The following is a 19,845-nucleotide window of genomic DNA, read 5'->3' on the forward strand; positions in this document are numbered from 1 at the left end:
GCGGGTCCAGCGGGTCCAGCGGGTCCAGCGGGTCCAGCGGGTCCAGCGGGTCCAGCGGGTCCAGCGGGTCCAGCGGGTCCAGCGGGTCCAGCGGGTCCAGCGGGTCCAGCGGGTCCAGCGGGTCCAGCGGGTCCAGCGGGTCCAGCGGGTCCAGCGGGCGGATCGTAGGGCGTGCGGGCGGGCCGCGTACCGGGAGACGCGGGCCCGGAATGTGGTCGCCCGCCCGGCGAGCTCTCTGGTTGGCTCTGCCCATGACCGATCTCGACATCCGCTGCGCCGGCCTCACGGACATCGGCGCCGTACTGCGATTCTGGCGCGAGGCGGCGGAGGGCACCAGCATCACCGACGACCACGACGGGGTCGCCCGGCTGATCTCACGGGACCCCGAGGCGCTGCTCCTCGCGGAACGCGACGGCCGGATCGCCGGTACCGTGATAGCCGGTTTCGACGGGTGGCGGTGCTCCGCGTACCGGCTGGCCGTACACCCCGACTGCCGCCGGCAGGGAATCGCCGCTGCGCTGATGGACGCCGCCGAGCGACGGTTCCTCGCCCTGGGCGGGCGCCGGATCGACGCCATGGTCCTGGAGTCCAACGCGCAGGCGCATCACACATGGGGCGCGGCTGGCTACCATCGCGAGGACCACTGGCGGCGCTGGATCAAGTCCCTGTGAACCCGACCCGAACCGCCAGGAGCCGTCGACCCACCGCAAAGCCGCACGCCGGACGAGGTTTTTTGCCGGTCCTTTACTATGGATCCTCGACCGTCCGACCCTTTCGAAAGGTGTGAGCGTCCGCCCATGGGCGAGCCCCCCAGTAGTCGACACCGCCGACATCGCGCGATCCCCCTGCCCCTGCCCGACCACGGGGCGGAGGTGAACCGATGACCGAAGTGCTCCTGCTCGTCGTGGCGCTGCTGCTCTCCCTCGCCTGCGGTGCCTTCGTCGCGGCCGAGTTCTCCCTGACCACCGTGGAGCGCGGCGACCTCGAACGGGCCGTCGAGCGAGGCGACCGGGGCGCGGCGGGAGCGCTCAAGGCCGTACGGAGCCTGACCTACCAGCTCTCCGGCGCACAGCTCGGCATCACCGTCACCAACCTGGTCGTGGGCATGCTCTCCGAGCCGTCCATCTCCAAGCTGATCCAGGGGCCCGTGGAAGCGACCGGGCTGTCACCCGGCGTGTCCTCCTCACTCTCTCTCGTGATCGGCACGGCGCTGTCCACCGTGGTCCTGATGGTGGTCGGTGAGCTCGTCCCGAAGAACTGGGCGATCTCCTCGCCCCTGGCCGTCGCCCGGACGGTCGCCGCACCCCAGCGCGTGTTCACCGCGGTCTTCCGGCCGTTCATCAGCCACCTCAACAACACCGCCAACCGGATCGTGCGGCGCTTCGGCCTCGAGCCGGCCGAGGAGCTCGCCTCCGCGCGCAGCCCGCAGGAACTGGTCGCTCTCGCACGCCACTCCGCGAAGGAGGGCGCACTCGAAGCGGACACCGCGGAACTCTTCGTACGCACCCTCAACCTGTCCGAACTGACCGCGGAGAACGTGATGACCCCCCGCGTCCAGGTCACCGCCCTCGAGGTGCAGGCGACCGCCGAGGACGTCGCGAACGCCACCCGGGCGACCGGTCTCTCCCGCTTCCCCGTCTACCGGGGCAGCCTGGACACGGTCGTCGGCGTCGCGCACATCAAGGACGTGCTGGCCGTTCCCGCGGAGCAGCGGCCCCGGAAGCGGGTCTCGGACATGCTCCGCGAGCCGCTGCTCGTGCCGGAGACCCTCACCGTGGACCGGCTGCTGGACCGGCTCTCCGGAAAGCTGGCCATGGCCGTCGTCATCGACGAGTACGGCGGCACGGCGGGGGTCGTGACGCTGGAGGACATCGTGGAGGAGGTCGTCGGCGAGGTGCGCGACGAACACGATCCGCACGAGACCCCCGACCTGGCCCCCGCGGGCGAGGATGCGGACGGGCGCACGCTGTGGTCCGCCGACGGGGCGGCCCGCACGGACCAGCTCCGCACCATCGGGCTGCGTGTGCCCGACGGACCGTACGAGACACTGGCCGGGCTCATCGCCACGGAGGTCGGCCGCATTCCGGTGGTCGGCGACACGGTCGAGCTCACGGGCTGGCGGATCGACGTGGTGGACGCTTCGGGGCACCGCGCCGCGCGTGCGCTGCTGCACGCGCCGCTTCCCGGCAGCGACGAGCCTGCGGAGGATGAACGATGACCGCCGTACAGCTCTTCATCGGCCTGCTGACCCTGGTCGTCAACGCCTTCTTCGTCGGCGCGGAGTTCGCGCTGATCTCCGTACGCCGCAGCCAGATCGAGCCCGCGGCGGAAGCCGGGGACCGACGGGCGCGCAGCGTCATCTGGGGCCTCGAGCACGTTTCCGCGCTCCTCGCGGCGGCCCAGCTGGGCATCACGCTCTGCACCCTGGTGCTGGGTATCGTCGCCGAGCCCGCCATCGCCCACCTGCTGGAGCCGGTCTTCGACTCGGTGGGGGTGCCGCACGGGCTGGTGCACCCGATCTCGTTCGTCATCGCCCTGACCGTGGCGACGTACCTGCACATGCTCCTCGGCGAGATGGTGCCGAAGAACATCGCGCTCGCCGAGCCCGCCCGCACCGCGCTGCTGCTCGGCCCGCCGCTGGTGACGCTCGCAAGGGCGCTGAAGCCGGTGATCTTCGCGATCAACGCCTTCGCGAACACACTGCTCAAGCTCCTGCGGGTGGAGGTCAAGGACGAGGTCTCCGCGACCTTCTCCGACGACGAACTGGCACGCCTCGTCAAGGACGCCGAGGACTCCGGGCTCGTCGACGACCGCTCCGCGGACCGGCTGCGCCACGCGCTGGAACTGGGCCGCCGACCGGTGCGGGACGTACTCCTGCCGGTCGACCGGGTGATGTACACCAGGGTCGGCACGACTCCGGAGGAGCTGGAGCGGCTCTCGCACGAGTCCGGCTTCTCGCGCTTCCCGGTGATGGACAGCGAGCAGCGCATCATCGGCTACCTCCACGTGAAGGACGCGCTGGACGCCACGCCGCGTGACCTGCCCTTCCCCGTGACGGCCCTGCGGCCGATCGCGCGGGTGCGGGCGGCGACGCCGCTGGACGACGTGCTGACCGCGCTGCGGCGCAGTCGTACGCATCTGGCGGCCGTGCTCGACGAGGACGGCAGGCTGGCGGGCATGATCACGATGGAGGACGTACTGCGTGAGCTGGTCGGCAGGAGCCAGACCCGCTGACCTGACGTCGGCGTTCCGGGGACACCGGGCGTGAGAAGAGGGGCGCGGCCACTGCCGTGCCCCTCTTCATGTGCGCGCCCCGGTCCCCTCGGCCCCGCCGTGCGGGGCGCCCGGTGCGTACGACGCACACGCCTCGAACCAGGGGAGCTTCGTGCGTTTCGACTCCGGCCGGCAGCGCTGTACGGGCAGCGGTCGCCCCTGGACCCTCATCGCCGGGGACTCCGTACGGGGAGCGTCCGTCGCGGTACGATCGGCAACGCCATGGAAATGAATGCCTCCTACACCAGTCTCGTCGCGGTCGGCGACTCGTTCACCGAGGGCATGTCGGATCTGCTGCCCGACGGTTCCTACCGCGGCTGGGCCGATGTCCTGGCCGCCCGCCTCGCGGCCCGCACGCCCGGATTCCGGTACGCCAATCTCGCGGTCCGAGGAAAGCTCATCGGCCAGATCGTCGACGAGCAGGTCACGGTCGCCGCGGCACTGCGACCGGATGTGATCACACTCGTCGGCGGGCTCAACGACACGCTGCGCCCGAAGTGCGACATGGGTATGGTCCGCGGCCGGCTCGAGGAAGCGGTGGAGCGTCTCGCTCCGGCGTGCAAGACCCTGGTACTGATGCGCAGCCCCGGCCGCGACGGCCCGGTGATGGAACGCTTCCGGCCGCGCATGGAGGAACTGTTCTCCCTGGTCGGCGACCTGGCCGGGCGGCACGGCGCACTGGTGACCGACCTGTACGGCGCGCCGTCGCTCGGCGATCCACGGATGTGGGACGTAGACCGGCTGCACCTGACGGCCGAGGGACACCGCAGAGTCGCGGAGGCGGTCTGGCAGACACTCGGTCTGCCCGCGGAGAGCGACTGGCAGACCCCGATGCCCGTGTCGGCACCCGCGCGGTGGACGCGGCGACGGATCGACGACGCCCGCTTCGCCCGGCAGCACCTGATGCCCTGGATCGGACGGCGCCTGACCGGGCGCTCCTCCGGCGACGGCCGGGCCGGCGCCCAGTTCGACGCGGGGCTGGGGAAGGCGTTCTGGATCACTCCCGAGGACGGTTCGGCCCCCGGGCCGGTGGCAGGCTGGCGTCGGCTGGAGGGCTGACCCCTTCCGCTGCCCCCACCCGCACGCGGAGTCTTGACCTCCTTCCTCCGGGTCGGAGGCAGGACGCGGCTGCCGCACCCGGCTGGTGCGGCGAGGGGGACAGCACCGTCCGGCCGGCACCGGCGTCCTCGGGCCGGGTCCCGGATCCGCACTGCGGCAGGCGCCGAACCCGGACCGGGCTGGATCGGGCCGGCCGGCCATGGCTCGGACCGGAGCCGGGCGCAGGCCGGCGCACGGACCGAGGCCTGGCGCCGGCAGGTCAGGCACGTTCGGGTCAGGCCTGGTCGGCCCCCGCACGGCCCGCCACGTCGGTCGGCACGGGACCGCGGCCTCGTAGGAAGCCACATACCGGACGGCGGCGCGGACCTGCAGAAACCGCCAGTAGAATCGGGACACGTGACTGCTGTGTCTGCGAAGCCTCGCATCCCCAATGTCCTGGCCGGCCGCTATGCCTCCACGGAGCTGGCCGTCCTCTGGTCCCCCGAGCAGAAGGTGAAGCTGGAACGTCAGCTGTGGCTGGCGGTGCTGCGCGCTCAGAAGGACCTCGGGATCGAGGTGCCCGACGCGGCGCTGGCCGACTACGAGCGGGTGATCGACCAGGTCGACCTCGCCTCGATCGCCGAGCGTGAGAAGGTCACCCGGCACGACGTGAAGGCCCGGATCGAGGAGTTCAACGCCCTCGCCGGTCACGAGCAGGTCCACAAGGGCATGACGTCCCGGGACCTGACGGAGAACGTCGAGCAGCTCCAGATCCGGCTCTCCCTCGAACTGATGCGTGACCGCACGGTGGCGGTCCTCGCGCGGCTGGGCAAGCTCGCGGCGGAGTACGGCGAGCTGGTCATGGCGGGGCGTTCGCACAACGTCGCCGCGCAGGCGACGACGCTCGGCAAGCGCTTCGCCACCGCGGCGGACGAGCTCCTGGTGGCGTACGGGCGGCTGGAGGACCTCCTGGGCCGCTACCCGTTGCGTGGCATCAAGGGGCCCGTCGGCACCGCGCAGGACATGCTGGACCTGCTCGGAGGCGACGCGGGCAAGCTCGCCGACCTGGAGCAGCGCATCGCCGGGCACCTCGGCTTCGCCCACGCCTTCACCTCCGTCGGCCAGGTCTACCCCCGCTCCCTCGACTACGACGTGGTGACCTCGCTGGTGCAGCTGGCCGCCGCGCCCTCCTCCGTCGCCAAGACGATCCGGCTGATGGCCGGACACGAGCTGGTCACCGAGGGCTTCAAGCCGGGCCAGGTCGGCTCGTCCGCGATGCCGCACAAGATGAACACCCGTTCCTGCGAGCGCGTCAACGGCCTGATGGTCATCCTGCGTGGTTACGCGTCGATGACGGGCGAGCTGGCGGGCGACCAGTGGAACGAGGGCGACGTGTCCTGCTCCGTGGTCCGACGGGTCGCGCTGCCGGACGCCTTCTTCGCGTTCGACGGTCTGCTGGAAACCTTCCTCACGGTGCTGGACGAGTTCGGGGCGTTCCCCGCGGTCGTGGCGCGTGAGCTGGACCGCTACCTCCCCTTCCTCGCCACGACCAAGGTGCTGATGGGCGCCGTACGGGCCGGGGTCGGCCGTGAGGTCGCGCACGAGGCGATCAAGGAGAACGCGGTCGCTTCGGCTCTCGCCATGCGGGAGCAGGGCGCGGAGCGGAACGAGCTGCTGGACAAGCTGGCCGCCGACGAGCGGATCCCGCTCGGCCGTGAGGAGCTCGACGCCCTGATGGCGGACAAGCTCTCGTTCACGGGCGCGGCGGGCGACCAGGTGGCCGCCCTGGTCTCCAGGATCGAGGAGATCACCAAGCAGCACCCGGAAGCCGCCGCATACGCCCCCGGCTCCATCCTCTGAGGGCGGGCTCCGCTTCCGGATGACGCCTGAAGAGCTCCTGGCCGCCCGTGACCACGTCATACCCGACGTGGTCACGGGCGGTCTGCGCGTACTGTTCTGCGGAATCAATCCGAGCCTCATGTCCGCCGCCACAGGGCACCATTTCGCCCATCCGGGCAATCGGTTCTGGCCGGTGCTGCATCGCTCGGGCTTCACCCCCAGGCAGTTGAAACCCTCGGAGCAGGACGAGCTCCCCGGCTACGGACTGGGCATCACCAATGTGGTGGCCAGGGCCACGGCTCGCGCGGACGAGCTGACCCCCGATGAGTTCCGTGAGGGCGGCAGGGTGCTGTCGGCCAAGGTGGCGGAGCTGAGGCCCCTCTGGCTGGCGGTCGTGGGTATCACCGCCTACCGCAGCGCGTTCGGTGAACGCGGTGCGCGGATCGGAGCCCAGGAACGGACCGTCGGCGGAGCCCGTGTCTGGGCGCTGCCCAATCCCAGCGGCCTGAACGCGCACTGGACCGTGAGCACCATGGCGGACGAGTACGCCCGCCTGCTGGCGGCGGCCGGCCAGGACGACGCTCGGCGCGCCTCGCGGTAGCCCGCGGGGCCGAGGGCGGGCTTCCCGCGGAATCCGGAGGGTGCCGGCACGGTGCACGGACGCCGTCCTCGCGGACACCTACGGCGGGTCCACCACGGTGACCAGGGCGCCCAGTTCACAGCCGGGACCGTCGTCCTCCTCGTAGAGCACGAGGGCGACCCACCGCCCCTCCGTCCGCCACAGGGGGAGGTGTTCACAGCTCGCGACAGGTTCGTCCCAGGGTTCGGCTATCGCCTCGCCCGCGATCATCCGTGCCTGTGCGCTCCACAGGCTGATCAGCTGGGGTTCCCCCCATCGCAGGGTGAGCAGGGCGAGGAGGGCGTCGTGTTCCGCCCTGCACCGCGCCCGGCGTTCGAGGCGGTCGGCCTGGTCGCGGTCACCGCATTCCTCCTCTCCCAGGAGAAGCGCCGTGTGGTATCCCGGTCCGCTGGTTCCCGAGCCCGACGGAACACGTTCCAGAGGGAATTCCCTGGTGCGCATCCCGTCGATGAGCCGGAGGTACTGTGCGGTGGTCATACCGTCAGTAAACCTTCCCCCACTGACACATGGCGGCCGATCGAGCCCCTGCGGGCTCGCTTCCGGAGTTCACCGGCAGCCCGTCTCCTGACCTCGTGGCCCTCCGAGCGGTGGACACCCGCGATGTCGCTTCAGGCGTCTCTCCTCCACAGGGTCCGCCCACCCGCGAGAAAGCGCGACCACCTTCCATGACGCGATGACTGGAGCGCCAACTCCCCCTTCTTGTAAGGCAGATACCGGGTGCTTCGTGTTGATCGTCTCCCCTCACGAAGGAGACGATCAGCAAGAGGGGGATGCGCACGCTGAGCACGGGGATCGCACCGCGCAGAAGCGCCGGCGTCCCTGCGGCGAACAGGGCGATCAACGCGTAGAAGGCGGGGGACGGCTGCTCGTACGCGGGGTCGCTCGCGTTCGCCCCCGGCCGGCCGGTGGCGAACGCGAGCACGGACGCAGCCACAGCCACAGCCAGCGTCACGGAAAGGACCGCTCGGTGCGAGCACACGACGGACCGTGCGCGCGGTGCGGCTGACGGCGGGGGGCGGGACGCTGCTCTTCCCCACCGCGGTCCGGCATCTCGCCGCCGGGTACGGCACGAGCGGGGCGCGGCCGCGGTGGACCGGGCGGCGCTCCCGGACCGCGCGGCAGCGACGCTCCCGTCTGGTGGCACGGGGTTTGTCCGACGCGGAGATCGCCGCCTGCGCGTCCGGCTGCGGCGCTCCGCGCCGACCCGTGTCACGTGCGCCCCGCGCCTGCTCCGGCACGCGTTCCGGTTGCCTCTCTCCAGGTGCCGGTCGCCGCCGTGGGGGGCAACGAGTACGATCCGGCAGACATGCGCGCGACCTGGGAGGACACACGGTGGGCCGGCTGACCGGTGGGGACCCGTCTCTGCTGCGGAGAATCAATTCCGCGGTGGTGCTGCACGCCCTGCGAGGGGCGGATTCGCCCACGCTCACGGACCTGACCCGGATCACAGGTCTGTCACGTCCCACGGTGGAAGGCGTTGTCGAAGGGCTCTTCGGGGCGGGGCTCGTGGTGGAGGCCCTGCCTGACGAGAGCGGGGCCAGGCGCCAGGGCCGCCCCGCCAGACGCTTCAGGTTCCGTGCCGAGGCCGGATATCTGCTGGGCGTCGAGATCGGCTCGCACCGCGTCTCCGCCCTGCTGTCCGGTCTGGACGGCAGGATCGTGGGTGCGGGGTCACGCGATGTCTCGGAGTCGGCGTGTGCGGACGACAGGCTCGACCAGGTCAGAGCGGTGATCGCCGACGTGCTCCGGCGTACCGGGGTGGCGCGCAGCAGCCTGCGGGCCGTCGGGGTCGGCAGCCCCGGGATCGTCGAGGCCGACGGCACCGTACGCCTGGGCACGGCTCTGCCGGACTGGACGGGGCTGGCGCTCGGCGAGCGGCTACGGCGTTCCTTCCGCTGCCCCGTCCTGGTGGAGAACGACGCGAACGCCGCTGCGGTGGCCGAACACTGGAAGGGTGCGGCGACCGAGTCCGACGACATCGTCTTCGTTCTGGCGGGCCTGAGTCCCGGCGCGGGTTCACTGATCGGCGGGCGGCTGCACCGCGGCTTCGGCGGCGCGGCCGGGGAGATCGGCGCACTGCACCTCCTGGGCCGCGACGTCACACCGGAGCACCTGCTCTCCACGACGGACACCCCGCTCGACCCCTTGGACGAGCGGGCCGTCGCAGCGGTCTTCGCCCAGGCAAGAGGGGGCGAGGCGGGGGCACAGGCCGCCGTCGCCCGTTTCATCCAGCGGCTGGTGCACGATGTCGCGGCTCTGGTACTGGCGCTCGACCCGGAACTCGTCGTGATCGGGGGGTGGGCGGCCGGGCTGGACGGTGTCCTCGACCCGCTCCGCGACGAACTGGCCCGCTACTGCCTCCGGCCGCCCAGGGTGACGCTGTCGCTCCTCGGGGAGGCGGCCGTGGCCACCGGCGCGCTGAGACTGGCGCTGGATCACGTGGAGGAGCAGCTCTTCGCCGTGGAGGGAACGGTGACGGCCCGCCGCTGACCGCGAGGGGCCCGTCCGCACCGGAGATCTCCGGAACCGGACAGTGGTAGCCGCCAGGGCTTTCCGCGGAAATCTCGGCGAGGGCACCGCCCGGACACCGGGCCCCCTGGAGCCCACGCCCCGGAACAGCTCCCAGGGTTACGGCCACCCGGAACAGCTCCCAGGCCGGCGGCTCCCCGGGGCAGGAGTTCGGCTCCCCGGGGCAAGGGCTCGCGACGCAGGGTGCGGAGGGACGGTGGCGACCGCCCGGGCGGGGGCCCGCGCGGCCAAGCGGGAACCGGAGCTCCCGGGGCAGCGCCCCGAGGCGTCGGGCGTCAGGGCTGCCGGTCACCCCCGGCGTTCAGGAGGCCTTGCGCTCCTGCTCGTCGTGGCTGATCTCCAGGTCGCCGGAGTCACCGAAGGTGAGCCGGCACGTATCGGCCCGGTAGGTGGCGACCGAGACGGCTGCCGTACCTGCGTCAGCGAGATACCGCGTGGTGACCACGAGTACGGGGGCGCCGGGGAGCCGGTCGAGTTCCTTGGCGTCGTCGGCGCGGGCGGAGCCGAGTTCGACCGAGCGGTCCTGTCCGTCGAGGGCGTGACGGTGCAGTTCCCTCAGGACGCTCCGCGCCCGGGCCGGCCCCGACGGCGCTTCGATGGCGGAGAGTTCCGGCACGGAGGACGTCGGAACGTACAGCAGTTCGGCCGCGACGGCCTGCCCGTGGGCGACGCGGATACGGCGTACGACGTGCACGGGCTCCGCGGCGTCGATGTCCAGCATGGCGGCCACGGGGCCGGGCGCGGTCGCCGTCGCGCATTCGACGGGCTGCCACGCCTCGTCCGGCTCGCCACCCGCCCAGCCGTGCCGCGCACCTGCGACGGCCACACCGACCCGGGGCGGGGCGACGGTCGTGCCCACGCCACGGCGGCGCTGGAGCCTTCCTTCGAGCTCGAGTTGCTCCAGTGCCTGACGGAGCGTCGCCCGGGCGACGCCGAAGCGCGACGCGAGCTCCCGCTCGTTGGGCAGCACCTCGCCCACCGCGAAGTCCGAGTCGAGCGCCTCACTCAGCACGGTCTTGAGGTGCCAGTACTTCGGCTCCTGCACCGATTCCAGCTGCGTGGTCCCCACCCTGTCCTCCGCATCCGCCCGGTGGCTTGTTTTCCGCGACGTTATTTATTAAAGGTTCCTGCCTTATCGTTCAGACCTTAGGACGGCGAACCACCTTGGTCAAGACCAATCCTCGCCCAGTGACGCAGCGGAACGACCCACTGCCGCAGAGCGTTCACGGGACGTTCGCGTGACGGTGAGCCCAGGCAACACAAAGCCCCCGAGGGACGCGGAGTGCTACGGCGGGGCACCGGGTCGCGCGAGGTACACCGTCCTGCCGAAAAACACCGGGACCTGCCGAGGGACGCGCGGTGCCGCCGAGGGACACCGGGTGCCGCTGGCGCGCGCCGGCTCCCACCCGCGCACCTGCCCCGAAGGCCCGTGGCACAAGGGCCCATGGCCTGGCGACCGCTGCCCGCGAGGCGCGGAGCCAGGACGCGAAGAGGCCCCCGTGAACCGAACCGGGAATCCCTAACCCGCGCGCACCCCCGCCAGCTTGTCCGGGTTGCGGATGACGTAGACGCACCGGATGACCCCGCCGTCGACCTCGGTCTGGAAGACGGTGTCCGCCTTCCCGTCCACGTCGAACACCAGGGCGGGACCGCCGTTGAGCTCCAGGACCCGGACCTCGAAGGGGGAGGGCCAGTCCTGGGCCACGGCGAAGAGGAAGCGGCCGACCTTGTCCGCGGTCTCGATGATCCGGCGCGGCGCCTTCGCCTTGCCTCCGCTGTCGCTGACGAGGCGCGCGTCGGGAGCGAGCAGGGCCAGGAGTTGCTCCAGGTCCCCGCCCGAAGCGGCCGCGAGGAACCGTTCGGTGAGGTCGCGCCGCACGGCCGGGTCCACGTCGTACCGGGGCCTGCGCTCCTCCACGTGGCGTTTGGCGCGGCCGGCGAGCTGCCGTACCGCCGCCTCGGACCGGTCGAGGGCGGCGCCGATCTCCGCGTAGGGGAAACCGAAGGCCTCGCGCAGGACGAAGACCGCGCGCTCCAGCGGCGAGAGGGTTTCGAGGACGACGAGCACGGCCATGGACACGGAGTCCGCGAGCACCGCGCGTTCCGCGGAGTCGGGGGCGGCCGGGCCGAATTCGGTGATCACCGGTTCGGGCAGCCAGGGCCCCACGTAGGCCTCGCGCCGGGACCGCAGATGGCGCAGCCTGTCGATGGCCAGACGCGTCGTGACGCGCACGAGGAAGGCGCGTGGCTCGCGGACGTCGTCCCGGTCGGCCGACGACCAGCGCAGCCATGCCTCCTGCACCACGTCCTCGGAGTCGGCGACGCGGCCGAGCATGCGGTAGGCGACGCCGGTCAGGAAGGGCCGGTGTTCTTCGAAGAGGTCGGTCACGGTGTCGGCAGTCACTTTCCCATCCCAGCCGACGCACCTGAGCGTGTCCAGCGGGAATCACGCTGTCCCCCTTGAACTCCAAGCTACCCGGTAGTAGTCATTGTTGACGGGGCGTCTCGTTCGGGTGCGCCCCGTCCGGTCCTCTCCGCCGAGCGTCCAACCGGCCGTCCTCGCGCGGCCGACTCGTCCCGAGGAGCAGCATGGCCATCACCACGGTCCCGTTCGCGGCCGGATCCCCCGTCGGCCGGTACTCGGTCGATGTCGCCCATGAACGGACGGGTTCGGGTGAGCCGTTGGTCCTGCTGCACGGGATCGGTCACCACCGTCAGGCGTGGGACCCGGTCCTGCGCATCCTGGCGGCCGAACGGGACGTCATAGCCGTGGACCTGCCCGGCTTCGGAGCCTCACCGGCGTTGCCGTACGGGCTCACCCCCGACCTCCGGACCACGGTGGGGGTGCTCGGATCGCTCTTCGACGCACTGGGCGTGGTGAGACCGCACGTCGCGGGGAACTCCCTGGGCGGCCTGCTGGCGCTGGAGTTGGGCCGCCGGCGGATGGTCCGGTCGGTGACGGCGCTGTCCCCCGGCGGGTTCTGGACGCGTGGCGAGCGTCGCTACGCGTTCGGCGTGCTGCGGGCGATGCGCGGAGCCGCCCTCGCGATGCCGATGCCGCTGGTGGAGGGGCTTTCACGGAGCGTTCCCGGCCGCGCCGTCCTGACGAGCACCATCTACGCCCGGCCCGGGCGCCGTTCACCTGACGCGGTCGTGTCGGAGACCGTGGCCCTGCGCGAGGCCACCGGTTTCCGTCGGACTCTCGACGCCGGTCTGACCGTCGCGTTCACCGACGACGTGCCGGACGTGCCGGTCACCATCGCCTGGGGTACCGAGGACCGGCTGCTCCCGCGTCGGCAGGGTGTCAGGGCCAAGCATCTGATCCCGGGGGCCCGGCTCGTCCGCCTCCCCGGCTGCGGTCACGTACCGATGAGCGACGACCCCGCCGCGGTGGCGCGGGTCATCCTCGACACGAGCCGCTGACGCGCCACCGCCATCCCACGCCGGAACCGGAATACGCGCGCCCGGCCGGGCACCGGGGCGGGCGGCACGACGGGCGGGAACGGGACAGGCACGGCCGACCCCGCTGTTCATCTGCGGTTGGCGTGCGCGCCGCCGCCGGGGACTAGGTATGGGTGCGCACATCAAGCCCGTACCGACCCGCTGTTCCGGCGGGCCCGTTCGTCCTCGGAGGCGCATCGATGTCCGACCGTCCGTTCGTACCTGCCCCGGGGCGCCGCACCGTGCTGCGCGGCTCGCTCCTCGCCTCGGCCGCGGTCGCCGTGCCCGCGGCGGTCACCGCCGCACCCGCCTTCGCGCTGTCCGGCCGCCCGAGCGCGTCGTGGGGTGTGCAGGTCGGTGACGTGACGGCGTCGTCCGCCCTGGTGTGGGTACGTTCGGACAGGCCCGCCCGGATGGTGATGGAGACCTCCGCGACCGAGTCGTTCCGCCGCGCCCGCGCCTGGCACGGCCCACTGATCGGTGCCGGGACGGACTTCACGGGGACGACCCCCCTCCACGGACTGCCGGCGGGCGAGCAGGTGCACTACCGGGTCACGCTCGCCGACCCGCACGACCCCCGCCGCACCGGCCGGCCGGTGTACGGGACCTTCCGCACCGCTCCGGCCAGGCGCCGCGACGGGGTGCGCTTCCTCTGGTCCGGTGACATCGCGGGGCAGGGATGGGGCATCAACCCCGACATAGGCGGCTACCGGGTCTACGACGAGATGCGCCGCCTGGACCCGGACTTCTTCCTGTGCAGCGGGGACAACATCTACGCGGACGGGGTGATCGAACCCAGCGTCACGCTGCCCGACGGGCGTGTCTGGCGCAACATCACGACCCCGGAGAAGTCGAAGGTCGCCGAGACCCTGGACGAGTACCGCGGGAACTTCCGCTACAACCTGCTCGACGAGAACCTGCGGACGTTCAACGCGCAGGTTCCCTCCCTGGTCCAGTGGGACGACCACGAGGTGCGCAACAACTGGTACCCGGGCCAGATCCTCGACGACGCCCGGTACACCGAGAAGAACGTCGACCTGCTGGCGGCCCGGTCGATGCGGGCGTTCCGCGAGTACTTCCCGGTCTCGACGCTGCGGGGCGCCCCGGGCGAGCGGCGGGTGCACCGGGTGGTGCGGCACGGTCCGCTGCTCGACGTCTTCGTGCTGGACATGCGGTCCTTCCGCAACGCCAACTCCCCCGGCCGCCAGCCCGACGACACCACCGGCATCCTCGGCGCGGAGCAGTTGGACTGGCTCAAGCGGGAACTCTCGCGGTCGCGTGCCGTGTGGAAGGTGATCGCCGCCGACATGCCGCTCGGGCTGGTCGTCCCGGACGGCGCCACGGACTACGAGGCGGTCGCCCAGGGCGATCCGGGCGCGCCGCTGGGGCGGGAGCTTCAGATCGCCGAACTGCTGCGCCACATCAAGCACCGGAGCATCACCGGTACCGTCTGGCTCACGGCCGACGTGCACTACACCTCCGCCCAGCACTACGCGCCCGAGCGTGCGGCGTTCAAGGACTTCGCACCGTTCTGGGAGTTCGTCTCGGGCCCGCTGGCGGCGGGCGGCTTCCCCGCGAACGCCCTGGACGGCACGTTCGGCCCGGAGCAGGCCTTCGTACGGGCGCCGGACCGGGCGAACGTGTCCCCCATGGAGCAGCCTCAGTTCTTCGGGGAGGTGGACATCGACGGCGGGAGCGGGGAGCTCACGGTGCGGCTCCGGGCACAGGGCGGCACCGTCCTGTTCAGCAAGGTGCTCCAGCCGGGGCGCACGGGGCAGTGAGCCCGGGGGCCGGGGCAGGGGCAGGCCTCCGGGGCGGGGCCCGGACCACAGGGGCGGGCAGAGGCCCCGCGCGGGTACGAAGGCGAGGGAACAGGGGACGAATGGACAGCCCAGGGAAATGGTGCTGAAGACGACCAGATCCACACGTAACCCATCAGTCACAATGCGTTCGTGATCAGGCAACACCGTTGCGTCACAGTGAGGGCATGACTGATGTGACATCCGCGAAGAGTGCCCGCCGTCCGCACCACTGGCGGCGGGACCTGATCGAGCTGGCAGCCCTGTTCACGGCCGTCGCCGTGGCCGACGCGATCGCCAACCTGATCGGGCACCAGCCCGACGGCCCCTATCTGCTCGTGGCCTCGGCCGTGGCCCTGGTCGCCACGGCCGCCTTCCACACCTGGTGGGCACGGAGGCACAGCCACGCGCCACCTCCTGATTCCGATACCGGTGCCGGGACGGAGGCTCCCCCCGCCGGCGCCGAGGAGGCCGTGGAAACGGTGCTGTGGCGGATGCGTACGACCGTGCGGGACGCCCCCGGCACCCTGGCGGCCCTCTGCATCGCCCTCGCCCGCCACCGGATCGACATCCTGACCCTTCAGACCCATCCGCTGGCCGACGGCACGGTGGACGAGTTCCTGCTGCGCGCCCCGGCCGCGCTGCCCGCGCAGCAGCTGACCCGGGAGATCTCCGCCGCCGGCGGCAGCGCGACGTGGATCGAGCGGGCGGACGCCCACGACCTGGTGGACACCCCCACCCGGGTCCTCGGACTGGCCACCCGGACGGCGCTGGACGCGGCCGAGCTCCCGCTGGCCCTGCGCCAGCTCCTGGGCCGGTGCACCATCCACTCGCTGCCCGCCCTGTCGGTCACCGGCCGCCCCACCGGGGAGAGCGCTCCGGTGGAGGGCGTCCTGGAGGACACCGTGATGAGGCTCCGCGATCCGTCGGGCGGAGTCATCACCGTCGAACGCCCCCACCTGCCCTTCACCCCGACGGAGTTCGCCCGCGCCCGGGCCCTGGTCGAGCTCGACGCACGGCTCGGCCCGCGCGTGCCGCGCGGTGAGGACGTCCTCACCCTGCCGGAGGGCAAGGAGATCACGGTGCGCCGCGCCGACCATGACGATCTCGACGCGGCGCTGGCCATGCACGACCGCTGCTCCGAGCGCACCCTCGGCCTGCGGTACCACGGTCCGGTCCGTGACGCCGACCGGTATCTGGACCACCTGCTGAGCCCCCGCTTCGGCCGCACACTCGCCGTGCAGACGGCCTCCGGCCGGCTGGTGGCTCTCGGCCATCTGCTCTGGGACGGCGACGAGACCGAGGTCGCCCTCCTGGTCGAGGACGACTGGCAGCGCCGCGGCATCGGTTCCGAACTCCTCGGCCGGCTCGTGGCCCTCGCCGTCGAGGCCGGGTGCGAGAGCGTGTACGCGGTGACCCAGGCCCACAACACGGGGATGGTGGCGGCCATGCGGGCGCTCTCGCTCCCCCTCGACTACCAGATCGAGGAGGGCACCCTGGTCATCACCGCCCGGCTGTCGCAGGCTCCCGCGCAGCAGCCCGTGCCGTCGACGGACCCGGTGACCCGGTCGGGCGCGCCGGGTCCGTCCCGGCCGCTCCCGTAGGTCCGGGGCCCGGGGTCAGGCCGGACCGGGCTGGACCGGGGCGTGTGCCCGGCGTGATCCGGACGGGAGCACGTGGTCGCCCCGTCCGGTGGGTTCCTCCTCACCGGACCGGGCGGCCGGAGCGGCGCCTCCGTCGCCGAGCGCCAGGCACAGGTCCGCCCAGAGGTCCTCGACGTCCTCCAGGCCGACCGACATGCGCAGCAGCCGGTCACCGACGCCGGCGGCCCTCCGGTCTCCCTCACCCACGATGCGGTGGCTGATGGAGGCCGGATGCTGGATGAGCGTGTCCACGCTGCCGAGGCTCACGGCGGGCGTGATCAGCCGGACGGCGGCGATGATCCTGTGGGGGTCCCCGTACACCTCGAAGGACACCATCGCGCCGCCCACCTCCGGGTAGTGCACCCGCGCGACGCGGGGGTCGGCCGAGAGCCGCCGGGCCAGCTCGGCGGCGGAGGCCGACGCCGCCCGGACCCGTACGGGCAGGGTGGACAGGCCGCGCAGCAGCAGGTAGCCGGCCATGGGGTGCAGGACGCCCCCGGTGGCGAACCGCACCTGCCGCAGGGTCGCGGCGAACTCCTCGTCACAGGCGACGACACCGCCCATCACGTCACCGTGACCGCCCAGGTACTTCGTGGCGCTGTGCAGCACGATCCGGGCACCGTCCTCGATCGGCCGCTGCAGTACGGGCGTGGCGAAGGTGCTGTCGACGAGGAGCGGCACGGAGCCGCAGGAGTGCGCCACCGCCCGGACGTCGATCTCGGCCAGGGTCGGGTTGGCCGGGGTCTCGACCATCACCAGGCCGGTGTCCGGGCGGATCGCGTCGGCGATGCCCGCCGGGTCCGTCCAGGTCACCTCCGTGCCCAGCAGGCCCGCGCCCAGCAGGTGGTCGCTACAGCCGTAGAGCGGCCGCACGGCGACGACGTGGCGCAGCCCCAGGCTCGCGCGGGCCAGCAGGACGGCGGTGAGCGCCGCCATTCCGCTCGCGAAGGCGACCGCGCTCCCGGCACCTTCCAGCCGGGCCAGCGCCGTCTCGAAGCGCGCGGTCGTCGGGTTGTCCAGCCGTGCGTAGACGGGCGGGCCGTCGGGCCTGGCTCCGGTGGCCGCGAAGGCGTCGATGCGCGCGGCCTCGCCCCGGGAGTCGTACGAGGGATAGGTGGTGGACAGATCGATCGGCGCGGCGTGCAGTCCGAGAGAGGGGAGATCGTCGCGTCCGGCGTGCACGGCTTCGGTGGCGAGCGCTCTGGACCGGAAGGGGGGCTGGGATGTCAGCGAGGTGGCTTCGGTGTCCATGCCACCAGCCTGAACAACCACCGGCTCCTGGCACCGGTTTGCCGTGCTACGTTCGCCCGATGTCTGAATCCGTCGCTCTGGATCCGGTCGATCTGCACATTCTGCGCCTCCTTCAGAACGATGCCCGGACGACCTACCGTGAGCTCGCCGCCGAGGTCGGGGTGGCGCCGTCCACCTGCCTGGACCGCGTGGCGCGGCTGCGCCGGTCCGGGGTGATCCTCGGGCACCGGCTGCGGCTCGATCCTGCGCGGCTCGGCCGGGGTCTCGAGGCGCTCCTGCTGGTCCAGGTGCGGCCGCACCGCAGGGAGCTCATCGGTCCGTTCGTCGAGCGGATCAGGGCACTCCCGGAGTCCCGGGCGTTCTTCCACCTCACCGGGCCCGACGACTACCTGGTGCACGTGGCGGTCTCCGATCCGACGGATCTCCAGCGGCTGGTGCTGGACGAGTTCACCTCACGGCGCGAGGTGGCGCGCGTGGAGACCCGGCTGATCTTCCAGCAGTGGGAGTGCGGCCCGCTGATGCCGCCCTCGGCGGGCACGGGGAACGCGGCCGACGGCCCGGAGACGCGTCGCTCCTCCCCCACGCCGTGACAGGTCCTCGCGCGGCCGAAGTCCTGTGCCCCCGTGACGGGACGGCCTCCGGCGTTAGAGGATGTCCACATGTCAGACACATCGAGCAGCGCACTGCCGCGCCAGGTCGCCGACGCCTACGTCGACGCTTACATCGAACTCGACCCGATCACCGGTACCTACCTCGGTGTCGCGGAAAGCTCCCGCCGGCTGCCCGATTTCTCGCCGGCCGGCCAGGAGGCCTCGGCCGCTCTCATCCGCTCCACCCTCCGGCAGCTCGACGCCGCGGAGCGGGTCCCGGGTGCGGACGCGGACGAGGAGAGGCGTTGCGCGCGACTGCTGCGGGAGCGCCTGACGGCCGAACTCGCCGTCCATGACGCCGAGGAGGGGCTGCGGGCCGTCTCCAACATCCATTCCCCGGCACACAGCCTTCGTGATGTGTTCACGGCCACGCCGACGGCGACGGACGACGACTGGGCCGCGATCGTGGACCGCCTGCGGGCGGTACCCGCCGCGCTGGAGGGGTACCGTGCCTCGCTCGCGCTCGGTCTGGATCGGAAGCTGTACGGCGGCCCCCGCCCCACGGCGACGTTCGTCGGCCAGCTGGGCGCCTGGGCGGGGGAGGACGGGGACCCCGGCTTCTTCCAGGACTTCGTGACCGACGGCCCGGACGCGCTGCGCGCGGAGCTCGACGAGGCGGCCGGGCAGGCCGCCGCCGCCCTGGTGTCGCTGCGGGACTGGCTGAGGGACGTGTACGCCCCCGCGATCGAGGGCGCTCCCGACACCGTGGGCCGGGAGCGCTACGCCCGCTGGGCGCGCCACTTCAACGGCACGGACCTGGATCTCGACGAGGCGTACGCCTACGGCTGGTCCGAGTACCACCGGCTGCTGGCCGAGATGAGGACCGAGGCGGACAAGATCGTGCCGGGCGCGGGCCCCTGGGAGGCGCTCGCCCATCTCGACGTGCACGGCAGGCACATCGAGGGCGTGGAGGAGGTCAGGGTCTGGCTCCAGGGCCTGATGGACGAGGCCATCGAGGCGCTCGACGGCACCCACTTCGAACTCGCCGAGCGGGTGCGGACGGTGGAGTCCCGGATCGCTCCGGCGGGCGGCGCCGCCGCTCCGTACTACACCGGCCCTTCCGAGGACTTCTCGCGGCCCGGCCGCACCTGGCTGCCCACCATGGGCGAGACCCGCTTCCCTGTGTACGACCTGGTGTCCACGTGGTACCACGAGGGCGTTCCGGGCCATCACCTGCAGATCGCGCAGTGGACGCACGTCGCCGACAGCCTCTCGCGCTACCAGGCATCGGTCGGCCAGGTCAGCGCCAACGCGGAGGGCTGGGCGCTGTACGCGGAGCGGCTCATGGACGAGCTGGGCTTCCTGCCCGACGCGGAGCGCCGCCTCGGGTATCTGGACGCGCAGATGATGCGTGCCTGCCGGGTGATCGTCGACATCGGCATGCACCTGGAGCTGGAGATCCCCGCCGACTCGTCGTTCCACCCGGGTGAGCGGTGGACGCCTGAACTGGCCGAGGAGTTCTTCGGTGCCCACAGCGGCCGGCCCGCCGACTTCGTGGAGAGCGAGCTGACCCGCTATCTGTCGATGCCGGGGCAGGCCATCGGTTACAAGCTGGGCGAGCGGGCCTGGCTGCTGGGCCGGGAGAACGCCCGGAAGGCCCACGGCGACGCGTTCGACCTCAAGGCCTGGCACATGGCTGCCCTGTCGCAGGGGTCGCTCGGCCTGGACGACCTGGTGGACGAGCTGTCCAGGCTCTGACCGGGCTGCGGCCGGGGCCGGTGTGCGCGGGTGCGCTCACCGGT

Annotated in this window: 17 protein-coding genes; 12 read left to right on the forward strand and 5 right to left on the reverse strand. The window is 72.1% G+C overall.

Going from position 1 to position 19,845, the window contains the following annotated elements; all coding sequences use genetic code 11:
• Positions 1-253 (reverse strand): hypothetical protein (locus tag ACFVS9_RS25035; RefSeq protein ID WP_389935594.1); only part of this gene is annotated, 253 nt, incomplete at its 3' end.
• Here ACFVS9_RS25035 and ACFVS9_RS25040 point away from each other — a divergent pair.
• The 6 genes from ACFVS9_RS25040 to mug all read left to right on the forward strand — a co-directional run bounded on the left by ACFVS9_RS25040 (position 252) and on the right by mug (position 6,751).
• Entirely contained in the window at positions 252-671 is a 420-nt protein-coding gene (locus ACFVS9_RS25040; RefSeq protein ID WP_389935597.1) for a GNAT family N-acetyltransferase, read from the forward strand. The genes ACFVS9_RS25035 and ACFVS9_RS25040 overlap by 2 nt on opposite strands.
• Before the next feature lie 209 nt (positions 672-880).
• Complete coding sequence (locus ACFVS9_RS25045) at positions 881-2,218, forward strand: hemolysin family protein (RefSeq protein ID WP_389935600.1); 1,338 nt, start codon at positions 881-883, stop codon at positions 2,216-2,218.
• Positions 2,215-3,234, forward strand: a complete 1,020-nt coding sequence (locus tag ACFVS9_RS25050; RefSeq protein ID WP_383114711.1) for a hemolysin family protein — start codon at positions 2,215-2,217, stop codon at positions 3,232-3,234. Before ACFVS9_RS25045 ends, ACFVS9_RS25050 begins: the two co-directional genes overlap by 4 nt.
• A gap of 261 nt (positions 3,235-3,495) precedes the next feature.
• Positions 3,496-4,332, forward strand: coding sequence for an SGNH/GDSL hydrolase family protein (locus tag ACFVS9_RS25055; RefSeq protein ID WP_383114710.1), 837 nt, complete (start codon positions 3,496-3,498; stop codon positions 4,330-4,332).
• 396 nt (positions 4,333-4,728) lie between these two features.
• Positions 4,729-6,171, forward strand: coding sequence for an adenylosuccinate lyase (gene purB / locus ACFVS9_RS25060; protein ID WP_389935603.1), 1,443 nt, complete (start codon positions 4,729-4,731; stop codon positions 6,169-6,171).
• Between the two features lie 19 nt (positions 6,172-6,190).
• Entirely contained in the window at positions 6,191-6,751 is a 561-nt protein-coding gene (gene mug / locus ACFVS9_RS25065; RefSeq protein ID WP_383114708.1) for a G/U mismatch-specific DNA glycosylase, read from the forward strand.
• Between the two features lie 78 nt (positions 6,752-6,829).
• On the opposite strand, the gene ACFVS9_RS25070 is transcribed toward mug, so the two are convergent.
• Positions 6,830-7,267 carry a hypothetical protein gene (locus ACFVS9_RS25070; protein WP_383114707.1) on the reverse strand — a complete coding sequence of 146 codons (438 nt, stop codon included), beginning with the start codon at positions 7,265-7,267 and terminating at the stop codon, positions 6,830-6,832.
• A gap of 855 nt (positions 7,268-8,122) precedes the next feature.
• Here ACFVS9_RS25070 and ACFVS9_RS25075 point away from each other — a divergent pair.
• Positions 8,123-9,280 (forward strand): ROK family protein, encoded by a 1,158-nt coding sequence (locus ACFVS9_RS25075; RefSeq protein ID WP_383114706.1) that lies wholly within the window; start codon positions 8,123-8,125, stop codon positions 9,278-9,280.
• A gap of 340 nt (positions 9,281-9,620) precedes the next feature.
• On the opposite strand, the gene ACFVS9_RS25080 is transcribed toward ACFVS9_RS25075, so the two are convergent.
• Positions 9,621-10,388 carry a GntR family transcriptional regulator gene (locus ACFVS9_RS25080; RefSeq protein ID WP_389935607.1) on the reverse strand — a complete coding sequence of 256 codons (768 nt, stop codon included), beginning with the start codon at positions 10,386-10,388 and terminating at the stop codon, positions 9,621-9,623.
• Positions 10,389-10,838: 450 nt separating this feature from the next.
• The gene (locus ACFVS9_RS25085; RefSeq protein ID WP_389935610.1) at positions 10,839-11,723 is read right to left on the reverse strand and encodes an RNA polymerase sigma-70 factor; all 885 of its coding nucleotides are present in this window, start codon (positions 11,721-11,723) and stop codon (positions 10,839-10,841) included.
• Between the two features lie 185 nt (positions 11,724-11,908).
• Between ACFVS9_RS25085 and ACFVS9_RS25090 the strand changes: the two genes are divergently transcribed.
• From ACFVS9_RS25090 to ACFVS9_RS25100, 3 genes are all read left to right on the forward strand, one after another.
• Positions 11,909-12,742, forward strand: a complete 834-nt coding sequence (locus ACFVS9_RS25090) for an alpha/beta fold hydrolase (RefSeq protein ID WP_389935613.1) — start codon at positions 11,909-11,911, stop codon at positions 12,740-12,742.
• 218 nt (positions 12,743-12,960) lie between these two features.
• Entirely contained in the window at positions 12,961-14,541 is a 1,581-nt protein-coding gene (locus ACFVS9_RS25095) for an alkaline phosphatase D family protein (protein ID WP_389935616.1), read from the forward strand.
• Positions 14,542-14,756: 215 nt separating this feature from the next.
• Positions 14,757-16,163 carry a GNAT family N-acetyltransferase gene (locus tag ACFVS9_RS25100; RefSeq protein ID WP_383114747.1) on the forward strand — a complete coding sequence of 469 codons (1,407 nt, stop codon included), beginning with the start codon at positions 14,757-14,759 and terminating at the stop codon, positions 16,161-16,163.
• 15 nt (positions 16,164-16,178) lie between these two features.
• Here ACFVS9_RS25100 and ACFVS9_RS25105 read toward each other — a convergent pair whose 3' ends face one another.
• The gene (locus tag ACFVS9_RS25105; RefSeq protein ID WP_389935619.1) at positions 16,179-17,453 is read right to left on the reverse strand and encodes a trans-sulfuration enzyme family protein; all 1,275 of its coding nucleotides are present in this window, start codon (positions 17,451-17,453) and stop codon (positions 16,179-16,181) included.
• A 59-nt stretch (positions 17,454-17,512) separates the two neighbouring features.
• Here ACFVS9_RS25105 and ACFVS9_RS25110 point away from each other — a divergent pair, with 59 nt between their 5' ends.
• The gene (locus tag ACFVS9_RS25110) at positions 17,513-18,043 is read left to right on the forward strand and encodes an Lrp/AsnC family transcriptional regulator (RefSeq protein WP_383114700.1); all 531 of its coding nucleotides are present in this window, start codon (positions 17,513-17,515) and stop codon (positions 18,041-18,043) included.
• A gap of 69 nt (positions 18,044-18,112) precedes the next feature.
• On the forward strand, positions 18,113-19,801 hold the full coding sequence (locus tag ACFVS9_RS25115; protein ID WP_389935623.1) for a DUF885 domain-containing protein: 1,689 nt from the start codon (positions 18,113-18,115) through the stop codon (positions 19,799-19,801).
• Positions 19,802-19,845 lie beyond the last annotated feature (44 nt).

The organism is Streptomyces sp. NPDC058008, from assembly GCF_042886395.1.
Taxonomy (GTDB): Bacteria; Actinomycetota; Actinomycetes; order Streptomycetales; family Streptomycetaceae; genus Streptomyces.